Here is a 17,655-nt window from a genome sequence, read left to right as displayed (position 1 = left end):
TGCAGTCTTTCACCGCGGGCCTGCGTCGTGACCACGACGCCGTCGTCAACGGCCTGACCATGCCCTACAGCTCAGGCGTGGTCGAAGGGCACGTCAATCGCATCAAGATGATCAAACGCCAGATGTACGGTCGCGCCAACCTCGACCTGCTCCGCAAACGCATCCTTCTCGCCTGAACGGGTCAATCCCGGTCACGAAAAGTGGGTCAGATCCTGTTTGTCGACCTCTCTTGGCGGAGAGTGACGGACTCGATACAGTCACCGACGGCCTGGTGGCTTTTCCCACCTGTCGATGCCCGGGAGGCCGATTTACGTGCCCGCATACCGTGCGGTGGTTTTTGACTTTTTTGGCACGCTGACCCGGTCCGTTCAGCGCGGACCACAGCACGCCGACATCGCCCGGGCGCTCGGTGCCGACCCCGACGCCATGGTCGGCGTCCTGGACCGCACCTTCCGGGCCCGGGCCTGTGGAAGCTACGGCTCGGCGGAAGCCACCCTGCGCTGGGTGATCGAGCAGGCCGGCGGTGATCCCCGGACGAACGCCATCCAAGCGGCCATGCCGGCCCGGATCGACGCACTGCGCGCCGACACCCAGCTCCGCCCGGACGCGGTGACCGCGCTCTCCGCGATCCGCAGCCGCGGCGTACGCACGGCGGTGGTCAGCGACTGCACCCACGAACTCCCCGCCTTCCTGCCCGGCCTCCCCGTGGGCCCGCTGCTGGACGCCCAGATCTACTCGGTCGAGCTGGGAGTCTGCAAGCCGGATCCCGAGATCTACGTGGCGGCTTGCGACCGGCTCGGCGTATCCCCCGCGGACTGCCTCTACGTCGGCGACGGCGGCAGCCACGAACTCACCGGAGCAGCCGCGGTCGGCATGACGCCGGTCCGGCTGGCCGCCCCGGATCTCGCCAACCACCTGGTCTTCGACGCCGACAACAACTTCGCCGGCCGCACGGTGCGCTCCCTCACCGAGGTGCTCGCTCTGATCGATCACGTCCCGGTCATGGCCGGATAAAACCCAAAACGCGGAGGTACGCGTAATCGGCGGCCCCCGAAAACGCACGTGTCCCCGATCCACCACGCGACCACCTGCCACACCGGGCCGCAACGCGGCCGCCGGGCCCAGGCAGGTGTCGTGGTCCAGGTCAGCCGCACGCTCACCGGCGGCAGGCAGGCGGCCGGGGACCGGTGGGCGGGCGGTTCGCGTGCGAGGATGGCGCGGTGAGTTCTGGCGTGCTGGATGAGGCGATCAAGAAGGCGTCGATCGCCTGGATCTCGGTGGGCGACGGCCCGGCGTACGGGCTCTGGTGCATGCCGGTGGAGGCCTCGCTGGCCGTGGTGAGCGGTCCCGGCGAGCAGTTCGCTCCCGGTCTGGCCGAGGCCGAGCGGGCTTCCGTGCGTCTGCGCGGCGACCACGGCGGGCTGATCGTGGTGACCGAGGCGTCGGTGGTCCGGGTGCTACCCGGCAGCCCGGAGTGGGACGAGATCGCCCCGCAGCTGGCCACCAAGCGGCTCAACGCCTCCGGCACCGCGGAGGACCTGGTGGCCCGCTGGGTCGAGAGCGGCTGCGCCCTGGTGAAACTGACCCCGGTCGTGGACTCCGCGGTCGGCACCGCGGACCTGCCCGCCGAATCGGCCGCCGAGCCACCCAGAGAGACCCCCGCGCGGATCGAGACCCGCCGCCCGTTCCGCCTCCACCGGGTCCGCAAGCGCTGATCACCACCGGGAGCCGGCCGGCTCGGTTCAGCCGATGAAGGGTGGCACGGCTATCCGGCCTTCGGCGACCGGCCGGACGTGGCCGGCGACCGTGGCCACGGTGGCGGCGCCGCCCACAGCGGTGACGGTGCAGTCGAGCAGCGACGGGCGCTTCATCTCGACGCCCTGGTGCACGCGGTAGGACGAGGTTCCGTCGCCGGGCAGCCAGCCCGCCGCGACCAGCCAGACGCCCAGGCCGAGCGCCGCGGAACCGGTTGCCGGGTCCTCCCAGACCGAGGTTCCGGGCACGAAGACGCGGGCGTGTGCCTCACCGCCGGACCAGGCGAACACGCTGATGTCGGTGACGCCGAGCCGCTCGGCCGCCGGAGTGTCCAACCGGATGCCGGCCAGCGCTTCCCGGCGTACCGGAAGAAACACCCAGTCCAGGCCGCACCCAGCGGGACGTGGGGCAGCAAGCTCGCCACCGGCGTAGTCCTCGGCCGTCAGGCCGAGCATGGCCAGCAGAGGTCCCGGCTCGCGCGGCTCGCCCAGCCGGGGTTCGCCGCCGGTGAGCGTCGCCCGGCCCGCGTCGCTCACCTCGACCGGCAGCAGGCCCGCGCCGCACTCCTGCACCACCGCCCCGGCGTCGAACAGACCCCGGCGCATCGACGTGACCGCCGCACCGACGCTGGGATGACCGGCGAAGGGCAGTTCGGTCTCGGTCGTGAAGATCCGCGCCCGGTAGGTGGCGCCGTCCGCGGTCGGCGGCAGCACGAAGACCGTCTCGGCGAGATTGAACTCGCGGGCCAGCGTCTGCATCTGATCGGCGGCCAATTCCTCGGCCCCGTACACGACCGCGAGCGGATTACCGGCGAACGGCCGATCGGTGAACACGTCAACGATCTCGTAGGCCACGGTGGACATGACCGGACCCTAACCTAATCTGAGGTCGTGACCATGGGGACGAGGGTTTATCTGGCGCGGCTCGCCGGCCTGCCGGTGTTCGACCCCAACGGCGACCGGGTCGGCCGAGTGCGCGACGCGGTCGTACGCCTGCGCACCACCAACCGGCCGCCGCAGATCGTCGGCCTCGTCGCCGAGATGGCCCTGCGCCGCCGGATCTTCCTGCCGATCGGCCGGGTGACCAGCATGGACTCCGAGGGGGTCGTGCTCAGCACCGGCAGTCTGAACCTGCGCCGGTTCGAGAAGCGGCCGAACGAGCTGCTAGTCCTGGACGACCTGCTGGACCGCCGGGTGACCGTGGTTCACGAACACGGCGACGGACCGGATCAGATGGGCGTCGTGGTGGACATCGGGATGGAGCAGAACCGCAACACCGAGTGGATCATCACCCGGGTGGCGGTCCGCGAGCACACCGGCCGGCTGGCCCGGCGCGGCCACGTCTATCAGGCGGAGTACGACCGGGTCCGCGGACTGGTCGGCCCGACCGACACGCAGGGCACCTCGAACCTGCTCGCGCTGCTGGACCAGATGCGCCCCGCCGACATGGCGAACGCCCTGCAGGACCTGCCGGACGCGCGGCGCAACGAGGTTGCCGCCGCGCTCAGCGACAGCAAGCTGGCCGACGTGCTGGAGGAGCTGCCCGAGCACGACCAGGTGGAGATCCTGGCCCGGCTGGACCGGGAGCGCGCCGCCGACGTGCTGGAGCGGATGGATCCGGACGACGCCGCCGACCTGCTCGCCGAGCTGCCGAAGGCGGAGCAGATGGTGCTCCTCGACCTGATGGAGCCGGAGGAGGCGGCGCCGGTCCGGCAGCTGATGAACTACCGGCCGGGAACCGCCGGCAGTGTGATGACCTCCGAACCGGTAATCCTGACCCCCGACACCACCGTCGCCGAGGCGCTGGCCCGGATCCGGGAGCCCGAGCTGCATCCGGTCGTCGCCGCCCAGGTCTTCGTGGCCCGGGCGCCGAGCGCCACACCGACCGGCAAGTACCTCGGCATGGTGCATTTCCAGCGCCTGCTGCGGGAGCCGCCGGCCGCCATCGTTGGTGGCCTGGTGGACAGCGGCATCGATCCGCTGCGCACCGAGACCAGGCTTCTCGAGATCACCCGGCGGATGGCGACGTACGACCTGATCGCGATGCCGGTGGTCGATTCGGCGCACCGGCTGCTGGGCGCCGTGACCGTCGACGACGTGCTCGACCACTCGCTGCCCCCGGACTGGCGGGACCGGGACGCACAGGACGAGGAGGCGGCGCCGTGACCGAGAACCGCCGGGACCGCCTGGACCAGCCGCGCGACCCGGGCCGGATGCAACTGCCGAGGTTCGATCCGGAGGCTTTCGGCCGCTGGTCGGAGAGCATCGCCCGGTACATGGGTACGGCGAAGTTCATCGTCTACATGACGGTGGTGATCGCCGCTTGGTTCGCGTGGAACACGCTGGCTCCGGAGCGCCTCCGCTTCGACCCGTACACCTTCACCTTCCTCACGCTGATCCTGTCGTTGCAGGCGTCGTACGCCGCGCCGCTGATCCTGCTGGCGCAGAACCGGCAGGCCGACCGCGACCGTCTGACGATGGAGGAGGATCGCCGCCGCGCGGCGATGCAGAAGGCGGACACGGAGTACCTGACCCGGGAGATCGCCTCTCTGCGGATCGCGCTGGGCGAGGTCGCCACCAGGGACTTCCTTCGTTCCGAGCTGAACCGGGTGGCCGGCGAACTGGACGAGGCGGCACTGCGGCGGGAGAAGCGGGCCCGCACGGAGTGAGCTTGTGAACAAGCCTTACCGGGAGGAAGAGCAACCCTGACCTCGACGTAGCATGGGCTGCATGTCCGCTCCTGCATCGACGCTCGAGGACGCGATCCAGGCCGCTCTGGCGACCGTCGACGACCCCGAGATCCGCCGTCCGATCACCGACCTCGGCATGGTCGCCGGCTTCACCGTCAGCGACGGCCTGGTCAAGGTCGATCTGCTGCTGACCGTGTCCGGCTGCCCGCTGCGGGACAAGCTGAACAACGACATCACCGCCGCCGTGACGAAGATTCCCGGCATCGACCGGGTCGAGATCAACTTCGGGGTGATGACCGAGGAGCAGCGCAAGGCGCTGCAAACCACCCTGCGGGGAGGCGGCGAGAGCGCGGAGCCGATCATCCCGTTCGCTCAGCCGGGTTCCCGGACCAGGGTGTACGCGGTGGCCAGCGGCAAGGGCGGCGTCGGCAAGTCCAGCGTCACCGTGAACCTCGCCGCGGCGCTCGCCAAGCGTGGCCTGTCGGTCGGCGTCGTCGACGCGGACATCTATGGCCACTCGGTGCCGCGGATGCTCGGCGTCGAGGGCCGGCCCACCCGGGTCGAGGAAATGATCATGCCGCCGCAGTCGCACGGCGTGAAGGTGATCTCGATCGGCATGTTCACCGCCGGGAACGCGGCCGTGGTCTGGCGTGGCCCGATGCTGCACCGCGCGCTTCAGCAGTTCCTCGCCGACGTCTACTGGGGCGACCTGGACGTGCTGCTGCTCGACCTGCCGCCCGGCACCGGTGACGTGGCCATCTCCCTCGCGCAGCTGTTGCCGAACGCGGAGATCCTGGTGGTCACCACCCCGCAGATGGCCGCCGCCGAGGTGGCCGAGCGGGCCGGCGCGATCTCGATGCAGACGCACCAGCGCCTGGTCGGTGTGGTGGAGAACATGTCCTGGCTGGAGCTGCCGGACGGCTCCCGGATGGAGGTCTTCGGCGCCGGCGGCGGCGCGACCGTGGCCGAGTCGCTGACCAAGACCGTCGGAGCGCGGGTGCCGCTGCTCGGTCAGATCCCGCTGGACACCCGGGTCCGCGAGGCCGGTGACGGCGGCACCCCGATCGTGCTCGCCGATCCGGAGGCGCCGGCCGCGAAGGCGCTCGACGCGGTCGCCGACAAGCTGGCCATCCGCCGCGAGTCGCTGGTCGGCAAGCCGCTGGGCCTGATGGTCAACGCCAAGCGCGGCTAAGCCCGCGATTGCCGCCGGTGAGGAGCCAAGTGATTTTCTGACGCCCGCGGGGTTTGCGGGTGGCAGGAAATCGCCTGGCTCCTCACCGGTTACAAGGCAATCGCCGCGGAGCGAAGCGGAGCCAATTACGTAGCGTCGAGGTCGTAACGCTGCGCCGGACGAGGGCTCTCGACCGGCGCAGCGGCCGTTTTCGAGCCGTTCTTGAAGTCGGCGGCGGCCGCGACGTCGGAGAGCTCCGATTTCACCCCGTTGAGGTCCTGCTTCACGTCGTCGAAGAGGCTCTGCAGCGGCTTGCGGATCGCCGCCTCGTCGTCCTCGCTGAGCACGTGCTTGCGGATGAAGGCCTTGGGATGCAGGTCCTCGAGCCGGATGTCGGTGCCGAGCTCACGGCTCAGGTCGCTGGTCGCGTTCTGCGCCATGTTGCGCAGGTTGCGCACCATCCGCAGGCCGTCGCCGATCACCTTGGGCAGGCGCTCGCCGAAGATCAACAGCGCAAGCATGAGCAGTGCGCCGATCTCCCACCAGTTCAGATTCTCGAACACGTACGGCCTCCCAGGCGTCCGGCGCCAAGACTACGTCAGTTGGTGTCGGCGGCGAGAGTCACCGAGGCCGAGGCGGCCTTGGTGCCGCGCCGGTATTCGACCGCCACCACCGAGCCGGGCGCGTGCTTGCGGACCAGGGCGATCAGGTCGGTGCCCTCCTCGACGACGCGCCCGTCCAGCTTGGTGATCACATCGCCGCTCTTCAGCCCGGCGGTGGCGGCCGGGCCGGCCGGCTCCACCGCGCGCAACCGGGCGCCACCGGCGGTCTCGCCGGTGACCACCTCGGCGCCGATCACCGTGCGCCGGGCCTTGCCGGTGTCGATGATGTCCTGCGCGACCCGCTTGGCCTGGTTCATCGGGATGGCGAAGGCGAGACCGATGTTGCCGGCCTCGGTGTCGGCGCCACCCACCGAGCGGATCACCGAGTTCACCCCGATCACCTGGCCGCTCGCGTTCACCAGCGGACCGCCGGAGTTGCCCTGGTTGACCGCGGCGTCGGTCTGGATGGCCGCGTAGTAGCGGGTGGTGCCGCCCGGGTCGCCGGCCTCGATGGTCCGGTCCAGGGCACTCACGATGCCCTGGGTCACCGTGTTCACCAGCGCCAGCGGCGAACCGAACGCGAGCACCGGGTCACCGACCGCGATCGCGTCCGAGTCGCCCAGATCCACCGGGGTCAGCCCGCTCTTTGCGACTTTGATCACGGCGATGTCGGACTCCGGGTCCCGGCCGACGACCCGGGCCGGCGCGGTGGAACCGTCCCGGAACGAGACCGCGAGCGTGTCGTCGGCGTCCTCGATCACGTGGTCGTTGGTGATCACGTGGCCGTCGGTGGAGACCACGAAACCCGATCCGATCGCCCCGGTGACCCGTACCGTCACGACGCTCGGCAGCACCGACTCGGCCACCCCGGCCAGCGACTCGGGAGCACGCTGCGCGGACTCCGGGACCCGCTGGTTGCCGCCACCGATCTGGGTGCCGTTGCCCGGCGCGAGACCGCCGCGGACCGCGAAGACGTACCCGAGCGTGCCGCCGAGCCCGCCGGCCAGCAGGGCTGTGACCAGGCAGATCAGCAGGATGGGAGTGAGCGAGCGGCGGGGCGCGTCCGGGTCGGCGACCGGGTCCAGGGCCGGCCCGCCGGTGGGCGGCGGAGGCGGCAGCACCACGGCCGAAGGAGCATACGGATCGCGCCAGGGGTCGGCGGTCGCGTCGGACCACCACGGCGAACCGGTGGACGGCTGCGACCCGGCTCCGGGCGCGCCCGGGGCAGACGGCGTCGGTGGCCGGCGCCAATTCCAGCCGTCGGTCACGTCGGTGCCTCCACTCATCAGTCGCCCGGCTCCGCGCATCCAGGATGACACGGATTCACCGGTTCTCACTTTCCCACCGATCCCGGCCGGGGCCCCACCGGCCCCGGTGCGCTGTTTATGCATCGACGGCGCGGTGCATCACCGGTGAGCATCGCTCTACTCTCTTATCCGATGTGCGTGGTTGAACCGCGGCCATCGCCCCTTCGTCCGGAGGTCGTCATCATCGGTCCAGCGCGTTCATTCGGTCAGCCGGCGCCGCAGTCCACCCCGTTCGCCGAGACCTATGCCATCGAGGACCCGGTCCAGCAGACCGCGCGTTCCCTGGCGCACGAGCTCGGCCTGCCCTGCGTCTCGCCCGGCGCGGGCTCCGTGCTGCGCCTGCTGGCCGCCGCGGGGAACGCCAAGGCCGTGGTCGAGATCGGCACCGGTACGGGTGTGAGCGGCGTCTGGCTGCTGCGGGGAATGCGCCCGGACGGGGTGCTCACCACCATCGACGTCGAGCACGAGCACCAGCGGATCGCCCGGCGGGTGTTCCTGGAGGCCGGGTTCGCCTCGTCGCGTACCCGGATCATCAGCGGCCGGGCGCTGGACGTGCTGCCCCGGCTCGCCGACGGCGCCTACGACCTGATCTTCGTGGACGCGGACACCACCGAGTTCGCCGCGTGCACCGAGGCGGCCCTGCGGCTGCTGCGCCCGGGCGGGGTGCTGATCGTGAACGGCGCGCACGCGAACGGACGGATCAGCGACCCGTCCGCCCGGGACGTGGACACCCTGACCATCCGGGAGACGGTCAAGGCGATCCGCGAGTCCGAGGACTGGATCCCCGCCGTCATCCCGTCCGGCGCGGGTCTGCTAGCGGCCGTCAAGCGTTGACAGGTATCTGAGCAGGGTTCGGGCGCCCCAGCCGGTGGCGCCCTTCGTGAGGTCGAGATCATGGGCCTCGGCCCAGCTCGGGGCGGACATGTCCAGGTGCGCCCACTTCGTGTCGCCGAAGAAGTCGCGCAGGAACAGGGCGGCCATCACCGAGCCCGGCCCGGGCGGCGCGCTGATCCGGTCGGCGATGTCGCTGCGCAGGTTCTCGACGTAGTCGTCGGCCAGCGGCAGCCGCCACATCTGCTCCCCGGCCGCCGCACCGGCCTCGGTCAGCGCCTTCGCCAGGTCGTCGTCCGGGCTGTAGAGAGCCGCGGTGCGCTTGCCCAGCGCGACCGCGTTGGCGCCGGTCAGGGTGGCCAGGTTGAGCACCAGGTCGGGCTGCAGTTCGTCGGCCGCGTAGGCGAGCGCGTCGGCCAGCACGATCCGGCCCTCCGCGTCGGAGTTGGTGTTCTCGCTGGTCGAGCCGTCGTAGTGGGTGATGACGTCGCCGGGACGGAACGCGGAGCCGCTCACCGCGTTCTCCGCCAGCGGGGCGAGCGCGGTGATGCGTACCGGAAGGTTCAGGTCGGCGGCGCCGAGCGCGGCGGCCATGACCGCGGCGGCTCCGCCCATGTCCTTCTTCATCAGCTTCATGCCGTCCCGCGGCTTGATCGAGATGCCGCCGGTGTCGAACGTGATGCCCTTGCCGACCAGCACCACGTGGGTGGTCGCGCCGGGTGGCCGCCAGGAGAGCTCGACGAACCGGGGCGGCGTCACCGAGCCGCCGCCGACCGCCCGCAGGCCGCCGAAGCGGAGCAGCTCGTCACCGCCGCGAACGGTCACGGTCATGCCGGGGCGTTGCGCGGCCTCGGCGACGATCTGGTCGGCGAACCAGGCCGGGTTCTTCACCGAGGACGGCGTGTTGGTCAGGTCCCGGGCGAACCACGTGGCGGTAGCCGTCGCTCGTGCCTGGGCGAGGCTTTCGGCGTACGCCTCCGGGTTGTCAGCGATGATCCGCACCTCGCCGGCGCGAGGTGATTTGGGCGCGTCGCGATAGCGATAGCCGCCCAGCCAGAGGCCTTCCGCCAGGCCGCGCAGCGCGGCCTGAGCGGCTCCGGCCGGCAGCCGGACCTCCAGCAGCTCGTCGTCGGCCACCTCCCGGATCACCGCGGCACCCGCGGCGCGCCAGCCCGCCTCGTCGCCGTCGCCGACGCCGGCGAGCAGCACCCGGATCGGACGGCGCAGCGGTCGCGGGAGCACGACGAGATGGCCCGCCTGACCTGCCCCGTCGGTCTGTTCGGTCAGCGCGGACACCTCGGCGTCGGGCTCACCGACGGGCTGCGGCCCGCCGGAACCGATCGGTACGACCCAGGTGGCCGTCTCGTCCAGCGCATCGGTCAAGCGGATTGCGAACACGGGAGGATGACCTTTCCGTAAGACGTGGAAAGCCCGCCGGTACGGGCGGTACCGTACCGGCGGGCTAGCGTGAAACGTCAGCCGGCGATGGACTTCAACGCGTCACCCAGCGCGTTGGCCTCGTCCGGAGTCATCTCAACGACGAGACGGCCACCACCCTCCAGCGGGACGCGCATGACGATGCCACGACCCTCTTTGGTGACCTCCAGCGGACCGTCGCCCGTCCGCGGCTTCATCGCCGCCATCTTGTCTCCCCTCAGACCTACGTCAGGGTCGGTGGGTTGCCCCACAGCCACTTGCTCCTGGAATGCACAGCAAGCACGTCACGTGCTCAGCCCCACGCGACGTGTTGCTCGTTTCCGACCGGCGGCCGTACAGGCCGTTTCACGTGTTCACGCGTTGCGGCCCACCGTGCCGATCAAACATTTTCCCTGATGAACACCGGCGAACCCAAACCCAGCCCGGGCGGATGTGACAGCATCTAGCATATCGCCTTTCAGGCTGTCACAATGTGCGGTCATGCAGGCGCGGTCCGCACTCTTCGACCTGTACGGCGACTATCTGCGTGCCCGCGGGTCGCGAGCACCGGTCGCAGCCCTGGTCAGGCTGCTGGCGCCGCTGGACATCGCGGCTCCGGCGGTGCGCACCGCGGTGTCGCGGATGGTGCGCCAGGGATGGCTGCACCCGCTGCGACTAGCCTCCGGACCCGGCTATCTACTCACCCCGAAAGCCGCGCGCCGACTCGACGACGCGGCGAGCCGGGTGTACCGAACCGGTCGCGGCGGCAGCTGGGACGGCCGGTTCGACATGATCCTTCTGAACGGCCCGCTGGCCCGGCGCGACGCCGCCCGGCTCGCCTTCCTCGGCTACGGCCCGCTCAGCGAGCAGGTGTGGGTCGCCCCGCGCGCCTCCGACGAGGTGGAGGCGATCCTGGCCGAGGCCGAGATCGGGTACGACCGGTTCAGCGCCAGTCACACCGCGGGCGCCTCCGGCTCCACCGAGATCGTCGGACGGGCCTGGGACCTCGGCCGACTCGGGCAGTCGTACGAGGACTTCGTGACGTCACTACGGCCCGTGGTCAAGGCGGTCACCTCGCGCAGTACCGACGAGGAGGCGTACGCCGCCCGGTTCCAGCTGGTGCACGCCTGGCGATCGTTCCTCTTCCAGGACCCGCAGTTGCCGCCCGCGCTGCTGCCCCCGGGCTGGCCGGGCGTACGCGCGGCCGGCTTCTTCGACAAGCACGCCACCCGGCTGCGCCCGGCCGCCGACCGCTACGTGGAACGTTGCCTGCAGTCGGCCAGTCGTGGTGGACGTGTGGGATTCTCAGACACATGACCGCCATCCAACCTCCCCACCCGCCACCCACGATCGGACTAAAGGCGGACTCCCTGCTCGTCGACCGCACTGACGCCGTCGTCACCCTCACCCTGAACCGCCCCGAGGCGATGAACTCCTTCACCGTCGACCTCAAGGAGGCGCTGCGGGACACCCTCGCCCAGCTGGAGAGCGACCGGTCCTGCCGGGCCATCGTGCTCGCCGGCGCCGGGGGCGCCTTCAGCGGCGGCCAGGACCTGCGTGAGCACGCCACGCTGCTGGAGTCGGGCGCCACCGACCTGAACACGGTTCAGGTGCACTACAACCCGATCGCGCAGCGGCTGGCCAGCATGCCGAAGCCGGTCGTCGCCGCGGTGCGGGGCATGGCCGCCGGTGCGGGCGCGTCGCTCTCGCTGCTCGCCGACTTCCGGATCGGCGGGCCGTCGACCAAGTTCCTGATGGCGTTCGCGAACGTCGGACTGGCCGGGGACAGCGGTATCTCGTGGTCGCTGCCGCGGATCGTCGGGCACGCCCGCGCGGTCGAGCTGCTGCTGCTCGCCCAGCCGGTGAAGGCCGAGGAGGCGTACCGGATCGGGATGCTCTCCCGTCTGATGGAGGACGACGAGCAGGTGCTGCCGGCCGCGCAGGAGCTGGCCGCGCGGCTCGCCGCCGGGCCCACGGTCGCCTACGGCGCGATCAAGCGGGAGCTCTCCATCGGCGACGCCGGCACGCTCTCCGACGCCCTCGCAGCGGAGGCACAGGCCCAGGCGATCTGCGGTGCCACCGCGGACCACAAGGCGGCGGTTTCGGCCTTCCTGAACAAGCAGAGGCCGGTTTACGAAGGACGTTGAGGCGCCTTGGCGCCTCGGCTCGGGCCGAGCGTCAACCCGCTGAAAGGTGTGCCGCAAGGCACGCCTTTCAGCTACTCGGTCTCGTCGTCTTCTTCTTCGGGGTCCTGGTTCTTTTCGGTGCCCAGGACGAAGGCCTGCATCGCCAGTTCGTCGCCGGAGGGCCAGACGTACGCCGGCAGTTCGGCCGGGCCCAGCTCCTGGACGTGCGACCAGAACTGGCGCACCGCCTCCGCCGGGCTGCTCGCCTCGATCGGCATCGCCACGCTGACCAGCCAGGGCTTCGGGTCTGACGAGGCGCCGAGCCGCTCGGCCAGCCGGCGGAAGGTGCCCGCGTCGACCGCTCCGCCGGTCAGGCCCTCGGCCGGGACCGGCTCGTCGAACGCCCGCCGCTGGTAGCCCAGCACCAGTTCACCGGGGGTGGCCTTCTCCACCCGGGCCAGCGCCACGACGTTCTCCTCGGCGACCACGATCACGTCGTCGCCGGCGGTCGCCTCCGCCGGGCCGCCCGCCACCGTCACGACATCGTGCTGGAACAACCGCTCGGTCGCCCACTGCTCGTCCGGAATGATCACCGACCACTGCGCCATGCGTCCCATCTCATCACGCGTGGCCGGCAGCCGTGACCGGTGGGACCCAACAGTCCGCGAGATGGTCGTCCACCATGCCGGTGGCCTGCATCAACGCGTACGCCGTGGTGGGTCCGACGAACTTGAAACCGCGCTTCTTCAGCGCCTTGGCGAGTGCGGTGGATTCGGCCGTGACAGCCGGTACGCCGGCCCGGGTACGCGGCCGCGGGCGGGCCGGCGGGGCGAACGACCAGAGCAGCGCGGAGAGGCCGCCCTCCAACTCGGCGGCGACCTTCGCGTTGTGCAGCGCGGCGTCCACCTTCATCCGGTTGCGGACGATCCCGGCGTCGGCCATCAGCCGGGCCGCGTCGGCCTCCGTGTACGCCGCCACCTTGGCGATCGAGAAGTCGTCGAAGGCGGCCCGGAACGCCGGCCGCTTGCGCAGGATCGTGATCCACGCCAGCCCGGACTGGAACGCCTCCAGGGTGAGCCGCTCGAAGAGCGCGTCGTCGCCGCGGACCGGCCGGCCCCACTCGGTGTCGTGGTAGAGCGCGTAGTCCGGCGAGGAGCCACCCCAGAAGCAGCGGGCCTTACCGTCCTCGCCGATCACCAGACCGTCGTCGGTCATGGCAGCCGCCCCTGCTCGACCAGGCGGCCGAACTTTCTCAGCGCCCCGGTGAAGCCGAGCTTGGAGCCGGGCCAGAGCACCGGCCAGGCGATCTTCCCGACCGCGCCGGCCGGGAGGTGGAACCACTCGTGCAGTACGACCTGCGTACGGTCGCCGGACATCGCGGTGCACCGCATCGAGCCGGGGCCGCGCAGCACCTTTCCGCAGTGCACGACGCGCACCTCGTACGGCGCGTTGACCTTGACCACCCGCAACTCGTCGCGGAGCACCGCCGGGCCGATCGCGGTGACCGCCTCCACCAGGCTGCCCTCACCGCCGTCGCCCTCGACCACGCGCACCCGGGTGAACGGGATCCACTCGGACTGCTTCTCCCAGTCCATGAACGCGGCGAAGACCTTCGACGCCGGCGCCTTGACGATCACCGTGGCGGTGAACTCGCCGGATCCGGGGCGGGCCGCGTCACCCAGCCCGGCCGGCCCTTCGGCTGGGCCACCGCCGCTCATCGGCGTTCCGCCGACTCCCCGTCGACGGCCGGTGCCGCCGAACCCGGCGGACCGGCCTGCGGCGGCACGTCGGCCACCTGCTCCAGCACGTTTTCCGCCGGCACGGCCTCGGCCGGCTCGGTGGGCGGCGGCGCGGCGGCTCCGGGCGGTGCCGCGGCGACCTCACGCGCCCGGCGCAGTGCGTCGGCGTCCTCCAGCCGGCCCTCACGCAGCGCGGCCACCTCGGCCTCGAGCACGCCGATCAGCTCGCCCTTGTAGCCAATGTCGTACGCCGCGCGCTGCAACGCCTGATCCACCTGCGCCATCCGATAGCCCCGCCAGGTGGTGTCGAACCTGGTCTCGGAGATGTCGGACTCGCCGAGTGGCCGATCGCTGGGCAGTGGAACCGCCCGGCCGTCGGGCTCCACCGGGGTCAGTCCGGAGTCGCCTCCGCTCAGCAGGACAGTCACGCCGAAGACGATCGTCGCGACGACGAGCGCCACGACAATGAAGAGCAGAAGCTGACCCATGCGCACGATGTTGACATGTCGGCTTTCCGGTGGCGAGCCCGCCACCCGGTCGGTGACGACCTCAGCCGTACGGATTGCCGTCAGGTCCAGGTCAGGATGCGTTTGCGCCAGGCGTACACGATCCCGAGCGCGAGCACCCCGACGAAGACACCCATCTCAGCGATCGCGAGCCCGCCGAAGCCCGGCCGATCGAAGATCAGCGCCCACGGGAAGAGAAATACGGCTTCCACCGCGAAAAGCACATAGAGGTACGCGTAGACGTAGTACCGGATCTGCGCTTGGGCCCAGTCGCCGCCGACCGGGTCGACGCCGCTCTCGTACGAGATCCGCTTGCCCAGCGGCTCCGCCGGGTTCGCCGGGCGCAACAGCCGGTTCGCCCCGAACGCCGCCACGAACAGCAGCACCCCGGCGGCGAGCACAAGACCCAGGGTGGCGTACGAACCGAGATATCCGTCCACGATCGGGGAGCCTAACGGACGGCGACCCGCTTTCCGCGTGCCGCATGGTGGACTTCGGTGGCTGGTTCTTTCCCCGCGTCGCTACTGTGGTCAGCGGTCGGCGGCCGCCTCGTAAGGAGCGGCGACGTAGTGTGGAAGTGACGAATTGCGGGCCGGCTCATCGACGAACCTCAGCCGCCGGACCGCGCTCTTTGGAGGTTGAACGTGGCCGCTCCCGCGAAGCGGGTCGAGCAGCTGGACCGGGTTGTCATCAGATTCGCCGGGGATTCCGGTGATGGTATGCAGTTGACTGGTGACCGGTTCACCTCGGAGACCGCTCAGCTTGGCAACGACATCTCGACTCTGCCGAATTTTCCTGCGGAGATCCGTGCACCTGCCGGGACGCTGCCGGGTGTGTCCAGTTTTCAGGTGCATTTCGCTGACTATGACATTTTGACTCCGGGTGATGCGCCGAACGTGCTGGTGGCGATGAACCCGGCCGCGTTGAAGGCGAACCTGCCGGAGTTGCCGGCGGGTGCGGACATCATCGTGAACACCGACGAGTTCACTAAACGGAATCTGGCGAAGGTCGGATATGCGACCAGTCCCCTCGACGACGACTCCCTGCGTGAGTATGCGGTGCATCCGGTGGCGTTGACCTCGATGACGGTGGGTGCGCTGGCTGATGCGGGGGTGTCGAAGAAGGACGCCGAGCGGGCCAAGAACATGTTCGCGCTCGGTCTGCTGTCGTGGATGTATTCCCGGCCGTTCCAGTCCACGCTGCGGTTCCTGGAGCGTAAGTTCGCCAAGCGGCCGGAGTTGGTGGCGGCGAACAAGGCCGCGTTCCAGGCCGGCTGGAACTACGGTGAGACCACCGAGGCGTTCACGGTGCGGTATGAGGTGAAGCCGGCGAAGATGCGGCCGGGCACCTACCGCAACATCACCGGTAACCAGGCCCTGTCGCTGGGTCTGGTCGCCGCCGGCGTCCGTTCCAAGCTGCCGGTGTTTTTGGGTGCGTATCCGATCACCCCGGCATCGGACATCCTGCACGAGTTGTCGAAGCACAAGCGGTTCGGTGTGACCACGATGCAGGCCGAGGACGAGATCGCGGCGATCGGCGCCGCCCTCGGCGCGGCTTACGGCGGGGCGTTGGGGGTGACGACGACGTCGGGGCCGGGGGTGGCGCTCAAGGGCGAGACGATCTCCCTGGCGATCGCGTTGGAGTTGCCGTTGGTGATCGTGGATGTGCAGCGGGCCGGCCCGTCGACCGGGATGCCGACCAAGACCGAGCAGGCCGATCTGAACATGGCCCTGTTCGGCCGCCACGGCGAGGCACCGCTGGCGGTGATCGCCCCGAAATCACCGTCGGACTGTTTCCACGCCGCGATCGAGGCGGCCCGGATCGCGGTGACCTACCGCACCCCGGTGATCCTGTTGTCGGACAACTATGTGGCCAACGGCTCCGAGCCGTGGCTGCTGCCGTCGGTGGATGAACTCCCGGACCTGCACGTGCCGTTTACGACCGAGGCGAACACCGCGGATGGCCGGTTCCTGCCGTATCTGCGGGATCCGCAGACGATGGCCCGGCCGTGGGCGGTGCCCGGCACGCCGGGGCTGGAACACCGGATCGGCGGGTTGGAGAAGGCCGACAAGACCGGTGACATCTCCTACGACCCGGCCAACCACGAGTTCATGGTCCGCACCCGCCAGCAGCGCATCGACGCGATCGCGGTGCCGGACGTGGACGTGGAGGACCCGGAGGAGAACGCCCGCGTCCTGGTGTTGGGCTGGGGGTCCACGTATGGGCCGATCGGGGCGGCGTGCCGGGCGCTGCGTCAGCGCGGCCTCCCGATCGCCCAGGCCCACCTGCGGCACCTGGCGCCGCTGCCGGCGAATCTGGGTGAGGTGGTGGCCGGCTACGACAAGGTGGTGATCCCGGAGATGAACCTGGGTCAGCTGGCCCAGCTGATCCGGGCGAAGTATTTGATCGACGCGGTGGCGTTCAACCAGGTCAGTGGTCTGCCGTTCACCGCCGCGACGTTGGAGAACATGCTCGAGGACGTGGTCAAGAATGGCTAACCCGGTCGCTGTCACGTTGACGGCCAAGGACTTCAAATCCGACCAGGAAGTCCGCTGGTGCCCGGGCTGCGGCGACTACTCGATCCTGGCCGCGATGCAACGGTTCATGCCGGAACTCGGCATCCCCCGGCACAACATCGTGTTCGTCTCCGGGATCGGCTGCTCATCGCGGTTCCCGTATTACATGAACACCTACGGGATGCACTCCATCCACGGCCGGGCCCCAGCGATCGCCACCGGCCTGTCCGCATCCCGCCCGGATCTGAGCGTGTGGGTGGTCACCGGCGACGGGGACGCCCTGTCGATCGGCGGGAACCACCTGATCCACGCGCTGCGCCGCAACGTGAACCTGAAAATCCTGCTGTTCAACAACCGGATCTACGGACTCACCAAAGGCCAGTACTCACCCACCTCCGAAATCGGAAAGATCACCAAGTCGACGCCGGCCGGGTCGGCGGACTCCCCGTTCAACCCGCTCTCACTCGCCCTCGGCGCCGAAGCCACCTTCGTGGCCCGCACCATCGACTCCGACGCCAAACACCTGCAATCCGTGCTGCGCGCCGCCGCCACCCATGAGGGGTCGGCGTTCGTGGAGATCTACCAGAACTGCAACATCTTCAACGACGGCGCCTTCGAACTGATCAAAGACCCGGCAACCCGCGACGAACACCTGATCCGCCTGGAACAAGGCCAACCCATCACCTTCGGCACCGACGGCCGCTACTCCGTCGTACACCCCGAAGGCAGCTTCGGACTCAAAGTCCAGCAAGGCGGCACCCCGATGGTGCACGACGCCACCGTCGACGACCCCGCCTACGCCTTCGCCCTGTCCCGGCTCTCCGGCTCCGACCTGACCACCACCCCGATCGGGGTATTCCGCAACGTCCAACGCCCCTCCTACGACGAAATCGTCCGCAAACAGGTACACGACGCAAAAGCCCAGGCCACCGGCACCCCAGAAGAAATGCTCAGCGACCTGCTGAACGCCGGCGACACCTGGACCATCCTCTAGTCC

General features: G+C 70.0%; 21 protein-coding genes. 11 read left to right on the top strand and 10 right to left on the bottom strand.

Going from position 1 to position 17,655, the window contains the following annotated elements:
- The 3 genes from I4J89_RS36480 to I4J89_RS36470 form a co-directional block, all read left to right on the top strand.
- The coding region (locus I4J89_RS36480) for a transposase (RefSeq protein ID WP_196418720.1) at positions 1 to 176 on the top strand (176 nt) is incomplete at its 5' end.
- Positions 177 to 312: 136 nt separating this feature from the next.
- A complete protein-coding gene (locus tag I4J89_RS36475; protein ID WP_196418719.1) occupies positions 313 to 1,014 on the top strand; it encodes an HAD family hydrolase in 702 nt (233 codons plus the stop codon).
- 206 nt (positions 1,015 to 1,220) lie between these two features.
- Positions 1,221 to 1,715 carry a hypothetical protein gene (locus I4J89_RS36470; RefSeq protein ID WP_196418718.1) on the top strand — a complete coding sequence of 165 codons (495 nt, stop codon included), beginning with the start codon at positions 1,221 to 1,223 and terminating at the stop codon, positions 1,713 to 1,715.
- 27 nt (positions 1,716 to 1,742) lie between these two features.
- On the opposite strand, the gene I4J89_RS36465 is transcribed toward I4J89_RS36470, so the two are convergent.
- Positions 1,743 to 2,618, bottom strand: a complete 876-nt coding sequence (locus I4J89_RS36465; protein WP_196418717.1) for a PhzF family phenazine biosynthesis protein — start codon at positions 2,616 to 2,618, stop codon at positions 1,743 to 1,745.
- A 27-nt stretch (positions 2,619 to 2,645) separates the two neighbouring features.
- Here I4J89_RS36465 and I4J89_RS36460 point away from each other — a divergent pair, with 27 nt between their 5' ends.
- The 3 genes from I4J89_RS36460 to I4J89_RS36450 all read left to right on the top strand — a co-directional run bounded on the left by I4J89_RS36460 (position 2,646) and on the right by I4J89_RS36450 (position 5,636).
- Positions 2,646 to 3,920, top strand: coding sequence for a magnesium transporter MgtE N-terminal domain-containing protein (locus I4J89_RS36460; RefSeq protein WP_196418716.1), 1,275 nt, complete (start codon positions 2,646 to 2,648; stop codon positions 3,918 to 3,920).
- A gap of 47 nt (positions 3,921 to 3,967) precedes the next feature.
- Positions 3,968 to 4,423: a DUF1003 domain-containing protein gene (locus tag I4J89_RS36455; RefSeq protein ID WP_196418740.1), complete on the top strand. Its 456-nt coding sequence runs from the start codon at positions 3,968 to 3,970 to the stop codon at positions 4,421 to 4,423.
- Positions 4,424 to 4,484: 61 nt separating this feature from the next.
- Positions 4,485 to 5,636 (top strand): Mrp/NBP35 family ATP-binding protein, encoded by a 1,152-nt coding sequence (locus I4J89_RS36450; RefSeq protein WP_196418715.1) that lies wholly within the window; start codon positions 4,485 to 4,487, stop codon positions 5,634 to 5,636.
- Between the two features lie 125 nt (positions 5,637 to 5,761).
- On the opposite strand, the gene I4J89_RS36445 is transcribed toward I4J89_RS36450, so the two are convergent.
- Together I4J89_RS36445 and I4J89_RS36440 are read right to left on the bottom strand one after the other, a co-directional pair.
- The gene (locus tag I4J89_RS36445; protein ID WP_196418714.1) at positions 5,762 to 6,178 is read right to left on the bottom strand and encodes a twin-arginine translocase TatA/TatE family subunit; all 417 of its coding nucleotides are present in this window, start codon (positions 6,176 to 6,178) and stop codon (positions 5,762 to 5,764) included.
- Positions 6,179 to 6,213: 35 nt separating this feature from the next.
- The gene (locus tag I4J89_RS36440; protein ID WP_196418739.1) at positions 6,214 to 7,485 is read right to left on the bottom strand and encodes a S1C family serine protease; all 1,272 of its coding nucleotides are present in this window, start codon (positions 7,483 to 7,485) and stop codon (positions 6,214 to 6,216) included.
- A gap of 171 nt (positions 7,486 to 7,656) precedes the next feature.
- On the opposite strand from I4J89_RS36440, the gene I4J89_RS36435 reads away from it, so the two are divergent.
- Positions 7,657 to 8,358: an O-methyltransferase gene (locus I4J89_RS36435; protein WP_230860155.1), complete on the top strand. Its 702-nt coding sequence runs from the start codon at positions 7,657 to 7,659 to the stop codon at positions 8,356 to 8,358.
- Here the strand turns inward: I4J89_RS36435 and I4J89_RS36430 are convergent.
- Both I4J89_RS36430 and I4J89_RS36425 read right to left on the bottom strand, forming a co-directional pair.
- Positions 8,338 to 9,753 (bottom strand): leucyl aminopeptidase family protein, encoded by a 1,416-nt coding sequence (locus tag I4J89_RS36430; RefSeq protein ID WP_196418713.1) that lies wholly within the window; start codon positions 9,751 to 9,753, stop codon positions 8,338 to 8,340. The two genes, I4J89_RS36435 and I4J89_RS36430, sit on opposite strands and share 21 nt — an antisense overlap.
- A 77-nt stretch (positions 9,754 to 9,830) precedes the next feature.
- Entirely contained in the window at positions 9,831 to 9,998 is a 168-nt protein-coding gene (locus I4J89_RS36425) for a DUF3117 domain-containing protein (protein ID WP_014447667.1), read from the bottom strand.
- 274 nt (positions 9,999 to 10,272) lie between these two features.
- Here I4J89_RS36425 and I4J89_RS36420 point away from each other — a divergent pair, with 274 nt between their 5' ends.
- Positions 10,273 to 11,088 (top strand): PaaX family transcriptional regulator, encoded by an 816-nt coding sequence (locus I4J89_RS36420; RefSeq protein ID WP_196418712.1) that lies wholly within the window; start codon positions 10,273 to 10,275, stop codon positions 11,086 to 11,088.
- The gene (locus I4J89_RS36415) at positions 11,085 to 11,918 is read left to right on the top strand and encodes an enoyl-CoA hydratase-related protein (RefSeq protein ID WP_196418711.1); all 834 of its coding nucleotides are present in this window, start codon (positions 11,085 to 11,087) and stop codon (positions 11,916 to 11,918) included. Before I4J89_RS36420 ends, I4J89_RS36415 begins: the two co-directional genes overlap by 4 nt.
- 71 nt (positions 11,919 to 11,989) lie before the next feature.
- Here I4J89_RS36415 and I4J89_RS36410 read toward each other — a convergent pair whose 3' ends face one another.
- The 5 genes from I4J89_RS36410 to ndhC form a co-directional block, all read right to left on the bottom strand.
- On the bottom strand, positions 11,990 to 12,505 hold the full coding sequence (locus I4J89_RS36410) for a hypothetical protein (RefSeq protein ID WP_196418710.1): 516 nt from the start codon (positions 12,503 to 12,505) through the stop codon (positions 11,990 to 11,992).
- 13 nt (positions 12,506 to 12,518) lie between these two features.
- Positions 12,519 to 13,112, bottom strand: a complete 594-nt coding sequence (locus I4J89_RS36405) for a DNA-3-methyladenine glycosylase I (RefSeq protein WP_196418709.1) — start codon at positions 13,110 to 13,112, stop codon at positions 12,519 to 12,521.
- Positions 13,109 to 13,615: an SRPBCC family protein gene (locus I4J89_RS36400; protein WP_196418708.1), complete on the bottom strand. Its 507-nt coding sequence runs from the start codon at positions 13,613 to 13,615 to the stop codon at positions 13,109 to 13,111. Before I4J89_RS36400 ends, I4J89_RS36405 begins: the two co-directional genes overlap by 4 nt.
- On the bottom strand, positions 13,612 to 14,124 hold the full coding sequence (locus tag I4J89_RS36395; protein ID WP_196418707.1) for a DivIVA domain-containing protein: 513 nt from the start codon (positions 14,122 to 14,124) through the stop codon (positions 13,612 to 13,614). Before I4J89_RS36395 ends, I4J89_RS36400 begins: the two co-directional genes overlap by 4 nt.
- 80 nt (positions 14,125 to 14,204) lie before the next feature.
- Positions 14,205 to 14,582 (bottom strand): NADH-quinone oxidoreductase subunit A, encoded by a 378-nt coding sequence (gene ndhC / locus I4J89_RS36390; RefSeq protein ID WP_196418706.1) that lies wholly within the window; start codon positions 14,580 to 14,582, stop codon positions 14,205 to 14,207.
- Between the two features lie 204 nt (positions 14,583 to 14,786).
- Here ndhC and I4J89_RS36385 point away from each other — a divergent pair, with 204 nt between their 5' ends.
- Both I4J89_RS36385 and I4J89_RS36380 read left to right on the top strand, forming a co-directional pair.
- Positions 14,787 to 16,640 carry a 2-oxoacid:acceptor oxidoreductase subunit alpha gene (locus I4J89_RS36385; protein WP_196418705.1) on the top strand — a complete coding sequence of 618 codons (1,854 nt, stop codon included), beginning with the start codon at positions 14,787 to 14,789 and terminating at the stop codon, positions 16,638 to 16,640.
- Positions 16,633 to 17,652 carry a 2-oxoacid:ferredoxin oxidoreductase subunit beta gene (locus tag I4J89_RS36380; RefSeq protein WP_196418704.1) on the top strand — a complete coding sequence of 340 codons (1,020 nt, stop codon included), beginning with the start codon at positions 16,633 to 16,635 and terminating at the stop codon, positions 17,650 to 17,652. Before I4J89_RS36385 ends, I4J89_RS36380 begins: the two co-directional genes overlap by 8 nt.
- The last annotated feature ends 3 nt before the right edge of the window (positions 17,653 to 17,655 follow it).

Origin of the sequence: Actinoplanes aureus (assembly GCF_015704865.1) — a bacterium.
Classification (GTDB): domain Bacteria; phylum Actinomycetota; class Actinomycetes; order Mycobacteriales; family Micromonosporaceae; genus Actinoplanes; species Actinoplanes aureus.
The sequence above is the reverse complement of the archived record's forward strand: the minus strand, read 5'-3'. Positions and strand labels throughout refer to the sequence as shown.